The organism is Microbacterium sp. zg-Y625 (assembly GCF_030246925.1).
GTDB lineage: Bacteria > Actinomycetota > Actinomycetes > Actinomycetales > Microbacteriaceae > Microbacterium > Microbacterium jiangjiandongii.
In genome coordinates this window covers 1,687,090-1,704,781 of sequence record NZ_CP126740.1, presented here as the reverse complement: position 1 = coordinate 1,704,781, position 17,692 = coordinate 1,687,090, and the positions used below count along the sequence as shown (strand labels likewise).

The window sequence follows — 17,692 nt, the reverse complement described above, 5'->3', positions numbered from 1 at the left end:
AGACATCGGCAGGACCGACGCGCCGGGCGTGGCCGCCGCCTCGCTCAGCGACAGGGTCGCCGCGACGACCAGGAGCGCCGCCCCTGCGACGACGTGACGGCGGATCATTCCTCCATGTTGCGCGGGTCGGCTCGTGTCCGCAGCCGGAGAACGCGCGGCTGCGGACAACTTCCCGCAGCGGTGAGAGGGGGAGGAGTCGGCGGCTGATAAGATGACACCGCACCTCGCTCCGGCGGGGTGACTCCGCGTGCCCACAGCACAGCGTCCGCCCAGGCGGACGCGACGCGGCATCCACACCCCAGGTCCTCCCGCAGCAGCGGGTTGCGGGTGTGCGCCGGGCACCAGGCTCGCCGGTCAATCGACCAGGCGTGGACAACCGAAACAACGGCGCATCGCGCCGAGAACAGGAGAACGGCCATGGCCGTCGTCACCATTCGCCAGCTGCTCGACAGCGGCGTGCACTTCGGACACCAGACCCGCCGGTGGAACCCGAAAGTCAAGCGCTTCATCCTCACCGAGCGCAGCGGCATCCACATCATCGACCTGCAGCAGTCGCTCGGGTACATCGACAAGGCGTACGAGTTCGTCAAGGAGACCGTCGCCCACGGCGGCACCATCCTCTTCGTCGGCACCAAGAAGCAGGCTCAGGAGATCATCGCCGAGCAGGCGACCCGCGTGGGCCAGCCCTACGTCAACCAGCGCTGGCTCGGTGGTCTGCTGACCAACTTCACCACCATCTCCAAGCGCCTCGCTCGCATGAAGGAGCTCGAGGAGCTCGACTACGAGACCCCGGCGAACAGCGGCTTCACCAAGAAGGAGCTGCTGCTCAAGAAGCGCGAGCTCGACAAGCTGCACAAGTCGCTCGGTGGTATCCGCAACCTGCAGAAGACCCCTTCGGCCATCTGGGTGGTCGACGCCAAGCGTGAGCACCTCGCCATCGACGAGGCCAAGAAGCTCGGCATCCCCGTCATCGGCATCCTCGACACGAACGCCGACCCGGACGAGTTCCAGTACCCGATCCCCGGCAACGACGACGCGATCCGCGCCGTGGGTCTGCTGACCCGCGTGATCGCCGACGCCGCGGCCGAGGGCCTCATCCAGCGTCACCAGCCCGCCGCCGGCGAGGCCGAGGCCGCCGCCGAGCCCCTGGCCGAGTGGGAGCGCGAGCTGCTCGAGCAGAGCGCCCCCGAGCAGTCCTCCGCCGCGACCGAGAAGGTCGCGGACGAGGCCGAGGCGCAGGCCGAGGTCAGCGAGATCGTCGCTGACGAGCAGGCCATCGAGGGCGAAGCCGCCACGGAGTCCGCTGCGGACGCCGAGGGTGCCGCCGCCGCCGAGGCCGCCAAGGCTGAGTAAGCCGTACGGATCAAGCCGGGGTGGGCCCAGTGTGCCCACCCCGGCATCCCCGCAGTCATTCCACCGAACCTAGGAGCCAGTACCCATGGCAAACTTCACCATCGCCGACATCAAGGCGCTGCGCGAGCAGCTCGGCACAGGCATGGTCGACACGAAGAAGGCGCTCGAGGAAGCTGACGGCGACCTCGAGAAGGCCGTCGAGATCCTTCGCCTCAAGGGCGCGAAGGGCAACGCGAAGCGTGCGGACCGCTCCACCAGCGAGGGACTCGTCGTCGCGCGTGAGCAGGACGGCAAGGTCACCCTGATCGAGCTGAACACCGAGACCGACTTCGTCGCGAAGAACGAGCGCTTCATCGCGCTGGCCGACAAGGTCGCCGACGCGGCGGCCGCTGTCGCCGCAGACTCGGTCGAGGCCGCTCTTGCGGCTGACGCGAACGGCCAGACCGTCGCGCAGCTCATCGACGACGAGGCCGCGATCATCGGCGAGAAGGTCGAACTGCGCCGCGTGCGCACGCTCACGGGCGACAACTTCGAGATCTACCTGCACAAGACCAGCAAGGACCTGCCCCCGCAGATCGGCGTCGTGGTCGCGTACTCGGGTGACGACGCCGAGACCGCTCGCAGCATCGCGCAGCACATCTCGTTCGCCAACCCGACGTACCTCTCGCGTGAGGACGTCCCCACCGCCGAGGTGGAGAAGGAGCGCGAGATCGTCACCGAGATCTCCCGCAACGAGGGCAAGCCCGAGGCTGCCCTGCCGAAGATCGTCGAGGGGCGCGTCAACGCGTTCTTCAAGCAGGTCGCCCTGCTCGACCAGGACTACGCGAAGGACAACAAGCTGTCCGTCGCCCAGGTCGCGAAGGACGCCGGCATCACGGTCACGGACTTCGCCCGCTTCAAGGTCGGCGCGTAAGCACCGGGAAAGGCCCGCATCGCTGCCGGTGCGGGCCTTTCCCATGCCCGACGCTAGGTTGTACCCAGACGAGAGGATGACACGTGATCGATGAGGCCACCGGACGCCGGCGCGTCCTGCTGAAGCTGTCCGGCGAAGCGTTCGGGGGTGGCCAGCTCGGCGTCAATCCCGACATCGTCAGCCAGATCGCGCGCGAGATCGCCGCAGCCGTCGACCGTGTCGAAGTGGCGATCGTGGTGGGCGGGGGCAACTTCTTCCGCGGCGCCGAGCTCAGCCTGCGCGGCATGGACCGGGGGCGGGCCGACTACATGGGCATGCTCGGAACGGTCATGAACGCGCTGGCCCTGCAGGACTTCCTCGAGCAGGCGGGCGCGGCAACCCGGGTGCAGTCGGCCATCTCGATGACGCAGGTCGCCGAGCCGTACATCCCGCGCCGCGCGGAGCGGCACATGGAGAAGGGCCGTGTCGTCATCTTCGGCGCCGGCGCAGGCCTGCCGTACTTCTCCACCGACACCGTCGCCGCGCAGCGTGCGCTGGAGATCGGCGCGAACGAGGTGCTCATGGCCAAGAACGGCGTGGACGGGGTCTACACCGCCGACCCCCGCGTCGATGCCTCCGCCACCCGACTCGAGCGCGTGACCTACGGCGAGGCGCTGCAGCAGGGCCTGAAGGTCGTCGACTCGACCGCGTTCAGCCTCTGCATGGACAACCGCATCGACATGCGGGTGTTCGGGATGGAACCGGCCGGCAACGTCACGCGCGCCCTCCTGGGCGAGCAGATCGGGACCCTCGTCACGGCGTAGCGCCCGTGCCGGCGCACCGGCCTCAACTAGACTTGAACGACTTGTCCCGACGAATGGAGTGACCGTGATCGCCGATGTGCTGGCCGATGCCGGAACACGCATGGACCGCGCCGTGGAGGCCGCGAAGGATGACTTCGCCACCGTCCGCACGGGGCGCGCCAACCCGCAGCTTTTCCAGAAGATCCTGGTGGATTACTACGGCACCCCCACGCCGCTCGCGCAGCTGGCCTCGCTCAACAACGCCGAGGCCCGCACTCTCGTGGTGACCCCGTACGACAAGTCGGCGCTGAAGGCCATCGAACAGGCCATCCGCGACACGCCGAACCTCGGCGCGAACCCGTCGAACGACGGCACCATCGTGCGCGTCACCATGCCCGAGCTGACGCAGGAGCGGCGCAAGGAGTACGTCAAACTCGTGCGCAACAAGGCCGAGGACCACAAGGTGCACGTCCGCGGCCTGCGCCGCAAGGCGAAGGACGACCTCGACGCCCTCAAGAGCGATGTGGGCGAAGACGACCTCGCTCGCGCGGAGAAGGAGCTCGACGCCCTCACCCGCGCCCACGTGGACGCGATCGACGACGCGCTGAAGCGCAAAGAGACCGAGCTGCTCGAGGTCTGAGGCCACGATGACCGACGCGTCCGACGATCCGGAGCGCCCGCCCGAAGCACCCCTGCGGCGCTCGGAGGCACGGCGGTCCTCCGGCGACCCCAGCGTGGAGTTCACGACGCATCTGCGCGCGGCGCGCTCCGAGTTCGAACAGCAGGTCGAGCGCGCCCGCGCGGACTTCGACATCGCCAACGAGAAGATCAAGCAGCGCACCGGTCGCGACCTCATCGTCGCGACCCTGACCGGCCTCGGCCTCGGCGTGGTCGTGGTCGGGTCGCTGATGTTCTTCAAGGAGCTCTTCCTGATCTTCGCCGTGCCGGTGGCGATCCTCGGTGTGTTCGAGTTCGGGCGCGCGCTGCAGTTGGCCGGCCGCCGCGTCGACCTCGTGCCGCAGGTTGTGGCGGCGCTGGCGCTCGTGCTGTCGGGGTTCTTCCTGGACTACTGGACGCACTGGGCCGTCGCCTTCGCCGCGGTCGCCTTCGTGATCGTGTGGCGCCTGGTCGCCCAGATGGCCTCGAGTGACGGCCGCAGCTACGGCGACGTGCTCTCGGATGCGCTGATCGCCGGCTTCATCCAGCTCTACGTCGGCTTCCTCGGCAGCCTGCTGCTGATCCTGCTGCGGCAGGAGCAGGGCGAGTGGTGGGTGCTGGCGATGATCGGCACCGCCGTCGCCGCCGACACCGGCGCGTACGCGTTCGGACTCATGTTCGGCAAGCACCCCATGGCGCCGCGCATCAGCCCGAAGAAGACCTGGGAGGGGTTCGGCGGCGCGGTGCTGGCCGCCGTGGCCGCCGGCGTGCTGTTCGGGATCTTCCTGCTGGAGGTGCCGTGGTGGGCCGGCGTGACCTTCGGGCTGGTGATCCTCGCGACCGCCACCCTGGGCGACCTCGGCGAATCGATGATCAAACGCGACCTGGGCATCAAGGACATGAGTTCCTGGCTTCCCGGCCACGGCGGCGTGCTCGACCGGCTGGACTCGATCCTGCCGTCCACGGTGCCGGCGCTGGCGCTGTACTTCGCGTTCTTCCCCCTGGTGGCGGCATGACGCTGTCCGAGGCCGGCCCCGACACGGAGGTCGCGGAGGCCCAGACGCCCGCACCCTTCCCCGAGACGCAGGGGCGCGAGAAGGGCTACGACAAGGCGGCCGTGGATTCCTTCCTCGCCGAGGCGCGCGAGGCGTTCGAGGCGGATGCCGCCGATGCGTCGCTCACCAGCGGCGACGTGCGCCGGGCCGGGTTCCCCCTGGTGCGTCACGGCTACGTCATCGCCGCCGTCGACGCGGCGCTCGGACGCATTGAGGACGCCTTCGCCGCGCGGGAGCGCGAGCGGGCGCTGTCGCGCGCCGGCGCCCGCGCCTGGGTGGGGCGCTCGCGCGACCTGGGTCAGGAGGTCCTCGACCGCCTGTCCCGCCCGCCCGCCCACCGGTTCGACCGGGTGGGAGCGCTCCGCTATGGCTACCGCATCGACGAGGTCGACATCGTCGCCGACAAGCTGGCGGCGTATCTTGAGTCCGGCGAGCCGCTCACCGTGGAGCAGGTGCGCACCGTGGCGTTCCGCATGCAGCGCGGCGGGTACCGCGAGGTGCAGGTCGACGCCGTGCTGGACGCCGTCGTCGAAGTCATGCTGGCGATCGGCTGAGGCCCCGGATGCCCAGCTCGGACCGACCCGATAGACTCACGACACTGTGACTTCCGGCGACGCGATGACCCCTGCGGATCCCGGGCGGAGCGCCGCCCTGGCCGCCTCCGGGACCCGCCGGTCCGTGCGGGCGGCTGCGACGCCGCGCTGGTCTCGTCGCCGCGGCGTGCTGAGCGTGTTCGCCTGTGTCGCGGTCGCCTGCTTCGCCGGGGCGTACATCGGCCCCATGGGTGGAGCGCTGTCGCAGGCGGTCGCCGAGCAGGGCGCTCCGGTGTCGCTCTACGCCGACTCGATCGACGACGCACAGGCCTTCGCCGGGGGTCGGGGCGAAGCCACGGCCGAGCCGGTGACCTTCGAACGCAACGGGTACAGCGTCTACGTCACGCCCAAGCCCACCCCGACGCCGGAGCCCCCGGCGGCGAGCGGTTCGTCGGCCTCGTCGGCGGGTGCGGCACCGCTGTTCTACACCGGCGGCGGAAGCGCCGCCGAGTGGATGGCCGCCGCCGGCATCCCGCAGAGCGACTGGGGCTACGTCGACCACATCGTCGGCCGTGAGAGCGGCTGGAACCCCAACGCGACGAACCGCTCCTCGGGCGCGTGCGGACTGGTGCAGGCGTACCCCTGCAGCAAGGTGCCGGGCAACGGGTACGACCCCGTCGACAACCTGCAGTGGGGCAACGGGTACGCCGTCGGCCGCTACGGCAGCTGGGCCGCCGCGTACGACTTCTGGACCCGCAACCACTGGTGGTGACCGCCTCGCTCATGGCCCGTTCTCGTCGCCGTCGCCCCGCTCCCGCGCGCGACGAATCGCTCGACCGGCTCATCGCCGGCCTCGCGCGCACCGAGATGCGCCGCGGGGGCGAGTGGACGGTGCAGCCGGTCGCCGCGTCGAAGGCGCAGAAGACGTACATCTGCCCGGGGTGCGGGCGCGCGGTCGAACCCGGAGTGGCGCACCTTGTGACATGGCGCGCCGACGACGTGCGCGGGGATGCCGCGGCGCTCGCGGACCGGCGCCACTGGCACACCGCATGCTGGAGGATCGGCTGACATGGAAATCCGAGGCCCGGTGCTGCTTCCCGCGCGCCGTGAAGACATCGAGCTGCACACCGCCGACGATCTGACGCTGGTCGGTGAACTCGCGACCCCCCTCGACCGGGACCCGGTCGCCACGCTGGTGACGTTGCATCCGCTGCCCACCGCCGGCGGATTCATGGACTCGCACATCCTGCGCAAGGCCGCCGGACGGCTGCCGGCCCTCGCCGACCTCGCTGTGTTGCGCTTCAACACCCGCGGCACAACGTCGCCGCGGGGGACCAGCGAAGGCGATTTCGACGGTGGCAAGGCCGAAGCCCTCGATGTCGCGGCTGCCATGGCTTTCGTCCGGGAGCGGGGGCTTCCCCGCCCGTGGCTGGTCGGGTGGTCGTTCGGCACGGAACTGGCCCTCAAGTACGGGCGCGACCAGGACGTCGAGGGCATCATCCTGCTCTCGCCTCCGCTGCATCGCACGAGCCCCGACGAAGTCGCGGCCTGGGCGAAGGACGGCCGCCCGGTGGTCGTCGTCGTCCCCGAACTCGACGACTATCTGCGCCCTGCAGAGGCCGGGGAGCGTTTCGCCTCGATCCCGCAGGCGGTCCTCGTTCCGGTCGAGGGTGGCCGACACCTGTGGGTGGGTGAGAACCAGACGCGACGGGTGCTGACGGAGATCGTGGGCGTCGTCAACCCCGCCGCCCTGCCGCTGCCCACGCAGTGGCAGGGCGACGCCGTCGGCTGAGCGCGGCTGGGCCCCTCCGGCGCGGTGTCAGCGCTCGTTCTGCCGGGGAATGATCACCTGGCGGTAGATGATCAGGATGCTCGCGGCGACGGGGATGGCGATCAGCGCGCCCAGCAGACCGAGGAGCGAGCCGCCGGCCAGCGCTGCGATGACGACCACGGCGCCAGGGATCGACACGGCGCGGTTCATGATGCGCGGCGACAGCAGGTACGCCTCGAGCTGCATGTAGATGACGTAGTAGATCAACGCGATGAGCGCTGTCGTGGGGGAGCCCAGTCCGGGGATCAGGCACGTCAGCACGATGATGGCGGATCCGGTCAGGGTGCCCACCAGCGGGATCAGCGAGAAGAAGAACGCGACGACAGCCAGCACGGCGGGGAAGGGAGCGCCGATGATGGAGAGGAAGATCGCGCTGAGCACGCCGTTGATGACACCGAGGCTGCCCTGGCCGATGACGTAGTAGCCCACCGATTTGGTGATCTGCTCGGCCAGGTCGATGAAGCGCTCGCGCTTGGATGCCGGAACGAGCTGGTACACGGCGGCCTTGAGCGAGGGCGTCGACGCGGTGAAGTAGATGGTCAGGATCAGCACGATGAACGCGCCGGTGAAGCCCGCGATCAGCGCCCCGCCGAGGGCGAGCAGACTCTCGCCGACGGTCGTTCCGATCTCGCCGATGTCGAGCGTTTCGTACCAGTCCTCGAGGTAGCCGAACAGGACGTCGACGTCGAGCGCGGGGAAGGTCCCGTGCATCCAGTCCTTGATCCCGGTCACCGGGTCGTCCAGCGCGCCGGAGCGGAAGAGCTTCTGGATCTGCGCCACAAGCTGCGAGATCTGACCGACGATGATCGGAACGACCATGAGCACGATGCCGGCGAACGCGGCGAGCACCGCGAGGATCGTCGTGAGCACCGCCGACCACCGGGGGAACCGGCGTCGTTCCAGCCACGAGATGATGGGGTCCAGGCCCAGCGACAGGAACAGGGCCGTCCCCACGTACAGCAGTACCGTCTGCAGTGTAGAGACGCCGGAGATGATCAGGAGCCCGACTCCGACACCGAGCGTCGCGATCAACGCGGTGCGGAACGGGTACTGGATTTTCACGTGCAGCCTCCTGCTTTATCGGTCACGTCAGGATACGCATGCGCGGCACCTTGCTGCGTCGGCGCGCCCTCCCGGGCGACATTCAGGTCGTTATCGCTAGGCTGAAACGTCGATTGTGTGCCCGCACTCGTGGTGCGGCGGGCTCAGAGAGGTGTTCTTCGTGCGATTCGTATGGGCTGTGGCGGCATTCGTGCTCGCCGCCCTGATGATCGGCGGCGGCCTCGCGCAGCGGACCGTGTTTCAGGGACCGACGTCGCAGAGCGAGACGATCGAGGTGGCAGAGGACGTTCCCTATGTGCTCGTGGACGGCGCGGTGCTGCGCAGCCAGCCTGGCTCGCAGACGCTGCGCGCTCAGGGCGAGGGCGCGATCTTCGCCGCTTACGGGCGCACGGCCGACATCGAGGCGTGGCTGACGCCCTGGGAGTACGCGCACGTGTCGATGGACGACGGTGTCGTGGCATCCGAACTCGTCTCGCCCGCGCCGGACCCGGCCGCGGATGAAGCGGTCCCCCCGGGCGACGCGGCCGACGCGCAAGGGGGCGACGACGCCGCTGCCGCCGTTCCGACGATGTCGCCCGCGGGGTCGGACCTCTGGCTCGACGAGTTCGCCGACGAGGACCTGCTCATCCAGACATTCCAGCTGCCGGAGGACATGAGCGTGCTGATCGCCGCGGACGGCGTCGCTCCCGCCCCGGCGCGGTTGACGATCACGTGGCCGATCGCGAACGCGACCCCCTGGGCCGGCCCCCTCATCGCGGGCGGCGCCATCGTCATGGCCGTAGGCGTGGTGCTCTACATCCTCGGCATCCGCCACGTCCGCCGCTCGCGCGGCCCACGGCGCAAAGGCATCCCGATGCCGCACACCGAGCCGATCGACCTGTCCGTCGAGAACGCGGACAAGGGCGTCATCAGCTCCACAACCAGCAGGCGGTCGCTCGCCGGCAAGCGGCGCAGGTTCTTCGCGCTCCCGGCCGTGGCGATGAGCGCCGTGCTCTTCACCGGCTGCTCATCCGAAGCCTGGCCCCAGTTCGCCGCGTCGCCGACCCCCACGCCCAGCGCGACGGTGATCGCGCCCGAGAGCCAGCAGCCCCCGGTGGTCACCGAGCCGCAGGCGGAGCGCATCCTCCAGCGCATCGCGGAGCGGGTCGCCGCGGCAGACGAGTCGCTCGACGCCGAGGCGGCAGCGGCCCGCCTGACCGGTCCGGTACTGGCAGAGCGACGCACCAACTACACCCTCCGCGCGGCGATCGCGGAGCAGAAGGCGCTGCCGGCGGTCCCCGCCGGCCCGCTCTCGATCCTGCTGCCCCAGGCGTACGAGGGGTGGCCTCGCACGTTCATGGCTGTGGTCGGCGATGAAGAGGCCGGCAACACGATCATGTTCGTGACGCAGGAGGACCCGTGGTCGGAGTACAAGCTCGCGTACATGGGCGGCCTGGATGCCACCACCGAGCTTCCCCTCGCGCCGGCGTACGTGGGCGCCACGCAGGTTTCGCCCGACAATGCCTTCCTCGCCATCGCGCCGCAGGATCTCGCCGCCGCGTACGCCGATGTGCTCAACAACGGTGACGAAAGCCGGTTCGCGGACCTCTTCGACGACGCCGCGGATCAGTTCCGGGTGGGCGTCACGACCGACCGCGAGGCCCGCCTCGCGGCGTTCAACGAGACCGGTGCGGAGACCGGCAGCCTCACCTTCGAATCGGTCGCCGGGTCGGAGTCGCCGGTCGCGCTCGCCACGCTCCAGAACGGCGCCATCGTCGCCGTGACGGTCAACGAGAACGAGACGGTGAAGCCGACCACCGAGGATGCCGTCATCAAGCTCGACGGCAACCCGACGGTGTCGACGCTCACGGGAGAGACGCAGTCCGCCACGGGGTTCACCACGACCTTCGGCGACCAGCTCTTCTTCTACGTCCCCGCGAAGTCCTCCACCGAGCGCATTCAGCTGCTCGGGTACGCCTCCCACATCCTCGACGCGAAGGTGATTCCGTGACCGACCCGACTTCCAGCGCCGTCCTGCGCGGTGCCGTAGACCTCTCCTCGCTGCGCAACCGTCCGCAGCCGCCGGCCGCGGGCTCCGCGGGCGGTGCCGCGGGCGGCGCTCCGGCGGCATCCGTTCCGACCCTCATCGTCGATGTCACCGACGCGACCTTCGGCGAGATCCTCGAACTGTCGCGCACGGTCCCCGTCGTCGTCGACCTCTGGGCCGAGTGGTGCGGGCCCTGCAAGCAGCTGAGCCCTGTGCTCGAGAAGGTCGTCACGGAACTTGCCGGACGCCTCGTGCTCGCCAAGGTCGACGTCGACGCGAACCCGCAGCTGGCGCAGGGCTTCCGGGCCCAGTCCATCCCCATGGTCGTCGCGCTGGTCGCAGGTCAGCCGGTTCCGCTGTTCACCGGTGCCGTGCCCGAGGCGCAGGTGCGCGAGGTGTTCGGCCAGCTGCTGCAGCTCGCCGCGCAGAACGGTGTGACGGGTACGGTCGACGCCGGGGAGCCGGTAGCGGCCGCGGAGGAGTCGGAGCCGGCGCTGCCCCCGCTGCACGCCGAGGCCTTCGACGCGATCGAAGCCGGCGACTACGCGCGCGCCGCCGCGGCGTACGAGCAGGCCCTCGCTGAGAACCCCGGGGACGAAGAGGCCCGCTCCGGCCTCGGACAGGTTCGGCTGCTCGAACGCGTGCAAGGGCTGGATCTGCAGGCGGCCCGCGCCGCGGCGGCCGCCGCGCCGCGTGACGTGCCGGCCCAGTTCGCCGTCGCAGACCTGGATCTGGCCGGCGGCCACGTCGAGGATGCGTTCGCACGCCTTCTGCAGCTCTTCGCGGAGCTGCCGACGGACGAGCGCGTCGCCGTGCGGGAGCGTCTGCTGGAGCTGTTCGGCCTCGTCGGTGACGCCGACCCGCGCGTGCTGCAGGCACGTCGCGCGCTGGCCAACCTGATGTTCTGACCCGCTAGGGGTCGCGGGTCCCGGGTCGGAGCCCGAAGCCTTCGGCCGTCGCCTCCGTGCGGTTGCGCGCCGTTGACGGGCCGCTCGCGGCGACCGAAGGGTGGCGCACCCAACCCGGGGCCGCATGGCGAGCGAGCCACGCGGCCCCGAGAGCAGACCGGGCGTCAGCCGTCGTGTCGGAGCCAGAGCACACCGAGCGGGGGGAGCACCATCGTCGCGCGCCCGCCCTCTCCGGCGTGGACCGCGCCCATGTTGCCGACCCCCGACCCGCCGTACTCCGCGGCGTCGGTGTTGAGCACCTCGCGCCATGTGCCCTCGGCGGGAAGGTCGAGCTCGAACCCGTGCACCGGCACGCCGGAGAAGTTGCAGACGACCGTCACCATGCCGCCGTCGTGGTCGCGGCGCGCGAAGGCGAGGACGTTCGGGTTCCACACCGGGCCTCCGACCCGTGAGAACGCCGCACCGTCGTGGTCGCGCTGCCAGAGGGCCGGGTGCTCGCGGTAGACCCGGTTCAGGGTCGCCACGTAGGAGTGCAGCTGCTGGTGTGCCGGCTGGTCCAGCAGCCACCAGTCGAGGCTGCGTCCCTCGGACCACTCGGCGATCTGTCCGAACTCCTGGCCCATGAACAGCAGCTGCTTGCCCGGGTGGCCCCACATGTAGGCCAGGAAGGCGCGCATGTTCGCGAGCTTCTGCCAGTGATCGCCGGGCATGCGGCTGAAAAGCGTTCCCTTGCCGTGCACGACCTCGTCGTGGCTGATGGGCAGGACGTAGTTCTCGCTGAAGGCGTAGACGAACGAGAACGACAGCTCACCCTCGTGGTGGGCGCGGTACATCGGGTCGCGCTTGATGTACTGGAGCGAGTCGTTCATCCAGCCCATGTTCCACTTGAACCCGAATCCGAGCCCGCCCTCGCTGGTCGGCGCGGTGACGCCGGGGAAGCTGGTGGACTCCTCGGCGATCATCGCGATGCCGGGGAAGCGCTTGTACGCGGTGGCGTTGACCTCCTGCAGGAACCCGATCGCCTCGAGGTTCTCCCGCCCGCCGTGGATGTTCGGGACCCACTCGCCCGGTTCGCGGGAGTAGTCGAGGTAGAGCATGGATGCCACGGCATCCACCCGCAGGCCGTCGACGTGGAACTCCTCGAACCAGTACAGGGCGTTCGCGACGAGGAAGTTGCGCACCTCCCGGCGGCCGTAATCGAAGATGAGCGTGCCCCAGTCGCGGTGCTCACCCCGGCGCGGGTCGCCGTGCTCGTACAGGGTGTCGCCGTCGAATCGGGCGAGCGCGAAGGCGTCCTTGGGGAAGTGCCCAGGCACCCAGTCCATGATCACGCCGATGCCGGCCTGGTGCAGGCGGTCGATCAGGAACCGCAGGTCGTCCGGATCGCCGAAGCGGCTCGTCGGCGCGTAGTAGCCGCTCACCTGGTAGCCCCACGAGCCGCCGAACGGGTGCTCGGCGAGCGGCATGAATTCCACATGCGTGAAGCCCTGGGCGGTGACGTAGTCGATCAGTTCGTCTGCGGCGTCCCGGTACGACAGCCCCGGCCGCCACGAGCCGAGGTGCACCTCGTACGTCGACATGGGCTGCGCGTGGGGCGAGGTGCGCTCCCGCGTCGCCACCCAGTCGTCGTCGGCCCAGCGGTACGCGCTGTCGGTGACGACGGATGCCGTGCCGGGCGGCACCTCGGCCAGGCGTGCCATCGGGTCGGCTTTGAGGATCCACTGTCCGCCGCGGGTGAGGATCTCGAACTTGTACACGGTGCCCACGGCGAGACCGGGGACGAACAGCTCCCACACTCCGGTGCCGCCGAGCGAGCGCATCGAGTGGCCCTGCCCGTCCCAGCCGTTGAAGTCGCCCACCACGCGGACCGCCTGCGCATTGGGCGCCCAGACCGTGAACCCCACGCCGTCGACGCCGGCCGGCCGGCGCAGGTGGGCGCCCAGCGCGTGCCACAGCTGCTCGTGGCGCCCTTCGCCGATCAGGTGCAGATCGAGCTCGCCGATCGTCGGCAGGAAGCGGTAGGGGTCCTCTGCCGTGTAGTCGCTGCCGTCGCCGTAGGTCGTGGCGAGGAGGTACGCCGGAGCGTCGGATGCCGCGAACTCGCCCTCCCAGATGCCGGCCCGCAGGTGGTGAAGCGGCACTTCTGCGCCGTCGGCGAGCTCTGCCGTCACCGTCGCCGCGAGGGGCCGGCGTGCCCGGATCACCCAGCGTCCGTCACCGGCCGGGTGGATGCCGAGCACGTCGTGCGGGGCGTGGTACGAACCGGTCGCGACCGTGTCGAGTACGCGGTCATCGGGCGGGGTCATCGGCGTTCCTTCACGTGCAGGATGTGGGCTGGCTCGTGGAAGGCATCCAGCCGCACGAAGTTGTTGTCGGTCCAGGTCCATTCGGCTCCGGTGACGAGGTCGACGACCTCGAACGCGTCGCCGGGCTTGACGCCCCACTGGGTGGTGTCCAGGTGAACCATCGTCTGGCGCGCCGAATGCGGGTCGACGTTCGCGACGACGATGATCGTGTCGGACACGCCCTCGGGCGACAGCGCGGCCGGGAGGTGCTTGGCGTACACGACGATCGCCTCGTCGTCGCTCCAGTGCAGCCGCAGATTGCGCAGCTGCCGCAGAGCCGGGTGGGCGCGACGGATCTCGTTCAGCCGGGTGAGGAACGGCGCCAGAGAGTCGCCGCTCGCTTCGGCCGCAGCCCAGTCACGCAGCTTGTACTCGTACTTCTCGTTGTCGATGTTCTCTTCGGATCCCGGACGCGCCACGTTCTCGTAGAGCTCGTATCCCGCATAGACGCCGTATGAGGCGCCGGCGGTGGCGGCGATCGCCGCCCGCACGCGGTAGGCGGGCCGCCCCCCGTACTGCAGGTACTCGGTGAGGATGTCGGGAGTGTTCACGAAGAGGTTCGGTCGCATGAAGTCGGCGGTCTCGTCGCTGACCGCGCCGAGGAACTCCTCCAGCTCGGCCTTCGTGTTGCGCCACGTGAAGTACGAGTAGCTCTGTTGGAACCCGGCGATCGCCAGACGCTGCATCGGCGCGGGCCGGGTGAACGCCTCCGCGAGGAACACCACGTCCGGATCCTCGTCGACCACCGTCGCGATCAGCCACTCCCAGAACTGCAGGGGCTTCGTGTGCGGGTTGTCGACGCGGAAGATCTTCACGCCCTGGGCGATCCAGTGGCGGACGATCCTCAGCACTTCGGCGCGGATGCCGGCGGGGTCGTTGTCGAAGTTGACCGGATAGATGTCCTGGTACTTCTTCGGGGGGTTCTCGGCATACGCGATCGACCCGTCGGGAAGAGTCGTGAACCACTCCGGGTGCTCGGTGACCCACGGGTGGTCGGGCGACGCCTGCAGCGCGAGGTCGAGCGCGACCTCCAGCCCGTGCCCGGCGGCGGCCTTCACGAAGGCGCGGAAGTCCTCGAGGGTGCCGAGGTCGGGATGCACGGCGTCATGACCACCCGCGGCGGAGCCGATGGCCCAGGGGGACCCCGGATCGCCGGGCTCGGTCTGCAGCGTGTTGTTGCGTCCCTTGCGGTTGGTCTCGCCGATCGGGTGGATGGGCGGCAGGTACAGCACGTCGAAGCCCATGGCCGCCACCGCCGGCAGACGCTCGCTCGCGGTGCGGAACGTTCCGCTCTGCACGGTGCCGTCGGCACGGCGCTCGGCGCCTTCGGAACGGGGGAAGAACTCGTACCAGGCGCCCACGCCGGCGCGCTCACGCTCCACGAGCAGCTCATGCAGGGGGCCGATGGTCGTGAGCGACTGCAGCGGCCGGTGCGCGAAGGCTGCGGCGATCTCGGCGTCGCGCACGATCTCGAGGGCCGTGTCATCGCCGACCGCGGCGTCCCGCAGTCGCGCGGCAGCGGCCTTGAGGGTGCGGCGCTCCGCGGCGGGCCGGGACTTCTCTGCGGCGGCACGCGTGAACAGCAGCGCGCCGGACTCGCGCATGAGCGCGGCATCCACACCCGCCTCGATCTTGACGTCGGCGGCGTGCTGCCAGGTGGCGAAGTCGTCGCCGAAAGCCTCGAAGCGGAACTGCCAGACTCCCTGCTGCAGCGGGGAGACGAGCACACTCCACCGGTCGAACCCGTCGTTCAGCGGCGACAGGCGGTGCAGCGACTCTTCGCCCGTGGGTGAGAACAGACGCAGGTGCACGCCGATCAGGTCGTGACCCTCCCGGAAGGCGGTGACCCGGAACGGTACGGCCTCGCCGACGAAGGCCGTCGGGCGGAACCCCGGGTCCGGAACGCTGGGCCGGGGCAGCGCCAGGGGGATGCGCCCTGCGGCGGTGTCCGGCTCAGGCTGCCAGGCGGAAGTGGGGCGGAGGGGAAGGTCTGCGGTGCTCCGCCAGAGGCGCGACGGTGCTTTCGTTGTCGGGATGGCCACCCCTCGAACCTACCGGTCCTCGCAATCGGCACGCAGGACTTGCGCATCGCTGCGCGGGGCACAACACTTGCGCCTCACTCCACGCGGAACAGCCGCATCGACGTGCCTCGAATCGCGATGATCTCGCCGGGCGCATGCACCGTCTCGTGCATGTCGGGAGCCTCGTCGACGCTGGACCAGAGCGAGACGAACCGCTCCGCGCCCTCGAGGTCGGGGAGGGTGACGTCAACGTCCCGCTCGGAACCGTGCACGATCAGAAGGATGCGGTTGGGCTCCTCGTGCTCCGGCGTCGAGGCGGCGACGTACTGCAGGGTGCGGTGGGCGGGATCGGTCCACCGGTCACCCGACATCGTGCGGCCGTGCTCGTCGAACCACTGCATCCGCGACGCGCCGGGTACCTCCCGCTCTTCGGATGCGAAGCGAGTGGGACGCAGCGCCGGGTTCTCCTGACGCAGCCGGATGAGGCGCTGCACGTGGGCGAACTGATCCTGCTGCCAGGGCTCGTGATCCCACGAGAGCCAGGTCAGGGGGGAGTCGTGGCAGTAAGCGTTGTTGTTGCCGCGCTGGGTGCGGGCGAACTCATCGCCCGCCGTCAGCATGGGAACGCCGGCGGACAGCAGCAGCGTCCCCAGAAGATTGCGCATCGCCTTGCGGCGGGTGGCGAGGATGCCGGGGTCGTCGGTCGCCCCCTCGGCGCCGTGGTTGAACGAGCGGTTGGTGTCGGCTCCGTCGCGGTTCTGCTCCCCGTTTCCGAGGTTGTGCTTGACGTCGTACGACACCAGGTCGCGCAGGGTGAAGCCGTCATGCGCCGTGACGAAGTTGACGCTCGCCAGCGGTCCGCGCTCCCCGCTGAAGGTGTTCGACGAGCCGGCCAGGCGCGTGGCGAATCCGCCCACGCCCACCGGCGCCGCGGAGGCGCGGCGTGCGTAGTCGACGTCGCTCAACCAGAAGTTGCGCACACGGTCGCGGTAACGGTCGTTCCACTCGTGCCAGCCGGCGCCGAAGTTGCCGGTCTGCCACCCGCCCATCCCGACGTCCCACGGCTCGGCGATCTTCTTCACACCCGCCAGCGCGGGATCCTCGACGATCGCGCGCAGGAGGGCGTGGTCGGGGGTGAACTCATGGCTGCCGTCCCTGCCGAGCGTCACGGCCAGGTCGAAGCGGAACCCGTCGACCTGCACGTCGTTCGCCCAGTAGCGGAGGGAATCCAGCACGAGGCGCGCCGCGGCATCCGTCGCGGTGTTGACAGAGTTTCCGCATCCCGTGACGTCGATGTACGAGCCGTCTTCGTGCTGCCGGTAGTAGTCGCGGTTGTCGAGGCCCCGCAGGCTCGTGCGTGGCCCCCCGATGCCGGCTTCGGCCGTGTGGTTGTAGACCACGTCGAGGATCACCTCGAGGCCGACAGCGTGCAGGTCCTTCACCATCGTCTTGAACTCCCGCAGCACCGCTTCTGGTCCCGCTCGCCGCGCCGCTTCCGTCGCGTACGCATCGTGCGGCGCGAAGTAGCCCACGCTGTTGTAGCCCCAGTAGTTGGTCAGCCCGAGGTTCAGCAGGCGCGGCTCCGATGCGAAGGCGTGCACCGGCAGCAGCTCGATGCTGGTCACCCCCAGGCTCAGCAGGTGCTCGATCATGGCGGGGTGCGCGAGCCCCGCGTACGTGCCGTGCAGCGCGGGAGGAACGTGCGGATGACGTTTGCTGACGCCCTTCACGTGGGCTTCGTAGATCACGGTGCGGTCCAGCGGCACCGCGGGCTTGACCACGCCCTCCCAGTCGAAGCCGCCGTCAACGGCGACGCAGCGCCAGTCACTCGCGCCCCGCGAGACGAGGCCGCGCGCGTACGGTTCCACCAGCAGCGTCTGCGAATTGAACATGTCGCCGGTGGTGTTCGGGCCATCGGCGCGCACCGCGTAGTGGGTGCCTGCGCGCAGCGCCGGTGACGTGCCCTGCCAGACGTTGCCGGGGCCGCGCTCGAGAGCGACCGTGCCGGTGGCCCAGTCCGGGTCCTCGACGTCGAACAGCACCATTTCCATCGCGGTCGCGCGGGCGGACCAGACCCGCAGCGTGCCGCCGGCGTCGCCGAAGGTCACGCCCAGGGCGTCGAACTCGGGGCTGCGCAGCGCCTCGGCGAGGGGGTCGATCAGGGGGGTCGGACTCGGGGTGTCCATGGGGCCACACTAACCGTCGC

The 17,692-nt window shown here is 69.9% G+C and carries 15 protein-coding genes; 11 read left to right on the top strand and 4 right to left on the bottom strand.

Features of this window, described 5'->3' with window-relative positions; all coding sequences use genetic code 11:
* Positions 1 to 417: 417 nt before the first annotated feature.
* From rpsB to QNO14_RS07710, 9 genes are all read left to right on the top strand, one after another.
* Positions 418 to 1,353 (top strand): 30S ribosomal protein S2, encoded by a 936-nt coding sequence (rpsB, locus tag QNO14_RS07750; RefSeq protein WP_257493308.1) that lies wholly within the window; start codon positions 418 to 420, stop codon positions 1,351 to 1,353.
* Positions 1,354 to 1,438: 85 nt separating this feature from the next.
* Positions 1,439 to 2,266, top strand: coding sequence for a translation elongation factor Ts (gene tsf / locus QNO14_RS07745; RefSeq protein ID WP_257493309.1), 828 nt, complete (start codon positions 1,439 to 1,441; stop codon positions 2,264 to 2,266).
* Positions 2,267 to 2,349: 83 nt separating this feature from the next.
* Positions 2,350 to 3,069 (top strand): UMP kinase, encoded by a 720-nt coding sequence (gene pyrH, locus QNO14_RS07740; RefSeq protein WP_257493310.1) that lies wholly within the window; start codon positions 2,350 to 2,352, stop codon positions 3,067 to 3,069.
* A 64-nt stretch (positions 3,070 to 3,133) separates the two neighbouring features.
* Entirely contained in the window at positions 3,134 to 3,688 is a 555-nt protein-coding gene (frr, locus tag QNO14_RS07735; protein ID WP_257493445.1) for a ribosome recycling factor, read from the top strand.
* A 7-nt stretch (positions 3,689 to 3,695) separates the two neighbouring features.
* Positions 3,696 to 4,721 (top strand): phosphatidate cytidylyltransferase, encoded by a 1,026-nt coding sequence (locus QNO14_RS07730; protein ID WP_257506220.1) that lies wholly within the window; start codon positions 3,696 to 3,698, stop codon positions 4,719 to 4,721.
* Entirely contained in the window at positions 4,718 to 5,314 is a 597-nt protein-coding gene (locus QNO14_RS07725; protein WP_257506219.1) for a DivIVA domain-containing protein, read from the top strand. The genes QNO14_RS07730 and QNO14_RS07725 overlap by 4 nt, the downstream gene beginning before the upstream one ends.
* A gap of 46 nt (positions 5,315 to 5,360) precedes the next feature.
* Positions 5,361 to 6,065, top strand: a complete 705-nt coding sequence (locus QNO14_RS07720; protein WP_257506218.1) for a lytic transglycosylase domain-containing protein — start codon at positions 5,361 to 5,363, stop codon at positions 6,063 to 6,065.
* Between the two features lie 11 nt (positions 6,066 to 6,076).
* Positions 6,077 to 6,361: an Rv1322 family protein gene (locus tag QNO14_RS07715; RefSeq protein WP_257493447.1), complete on the top strand. Its 285-nt coding sequence runs from the start codon at positions 6,077 to 6,079 to the stop codon at positions 6,359 to 6,361.
* A gap of 1 nt (position 6,362) precedes the next feature.
* Positions 6,363 to 7,085, top strand: coding sequence for an alpha/beta hydrolase (locus QNO14_RS07710; RefSeq protein WP_257506217.1), 723 nt, complete (start codon positions 6,363 to 6,365; stop codon positions 7,083 to 7,085).
* Positions 7,086 to 7,112: 27 nt separating this feature from the next.
* Here the strand turns inward: QNO14_RS07710 and QNO14_RS07705 are convergent, their stop codons facing one another.
* Entirely contained in the window at positions 7,113 to 8,186 is a 1,074-nt protein-coding gene (locus QNO14_RS07705; RefSeq protein WP_257493316.1) for an AI-2E family transporter, read from the bottom strand.
* A 160-nt stretch (positions 8,187 to 8,346) separates the two neighbouring features.
* Here QNO14_RS07705 and QNO14_RS07700 point away from each other — a divergent pair, with 160 nt between their 5' ends.
* Complete coding sequence (locus QNO14_RS07700; RefSeq protein ID WP_257506216.1) at positions 8,347 to 10,176, top strand: DUF8094 domain-containing protein; 1,830 nt, start codon at positions 8,347 to 8,349, stop codon at positions 10,174 to 10,176.
* Positions 10,173 to 11,120, top strand: coding sequence for a tetratricopeptide repeat protein (locus QNO14_RS07695; protein WP_257506215.1), 948 nt, complete (start codon positions 10,173 to 10,175; stop codon positions 11,118 to 11,120). Before QNO14_RS07700 ends, QNO14_RS07695 begins: the two co-directional genes overlap by 4 nt.
* Before the next feature lie 164 nt (positions 11,121 to 11,284).
* On the opposite strand, the gene glgB is transcribed toward QNO14_RS07695, so the two are convergent.
* The 3 genes from glgB to glgX all read right to left on the bottom strand — a co-directional run bounded on the left by glgB (position 11,285) and on the right by glgX (position 17,672).
* Complete coding sequence (gene glgB / locus QNO14_RS07690; RefSeq protein ID WP_257506214.1) at positions 11,285 to 13,426, bottom strand: 1,4-alpha-glucan branching protein GlgB; 2,142 nt, start codon at positions 13,424 to 13,426, stop codon at positions 11,285 to 11,287.
* A complete protein-coding gene (locus QNO14_RS07685; RefSeq protein WP_374113963.1) occupies positions 13,423 to 15,507 on the bottom strand; it encodes an alpha-1,4-glucan--maltose-1-phosphate maltosyltransferase in 2,085 nt (694 codons plus the stop codon). Before QNO14_RS07685 ends, glgB begins: the two co-directional genes overlap by 4 nt.
* Before the next feature lie 74 nt (positions 15,508 to 15,581).
* Positions 15,582 to 17,672 carry a glycogen debranching protein GlgX gene (gene glgX / locus QNO14_RS07680; RefSeq protein WP_257506213.1) on the bottom strand — a complete coding sequence of 697 codons (2,091 nt, stop codon included), beginning with the start codon at positions 17,670 to 17,672 and terminating at the stop codon, positions 15,582 to 15,584.
* Positions 17,673 to 17,692 lie beyond the last annotated feature (20 nt).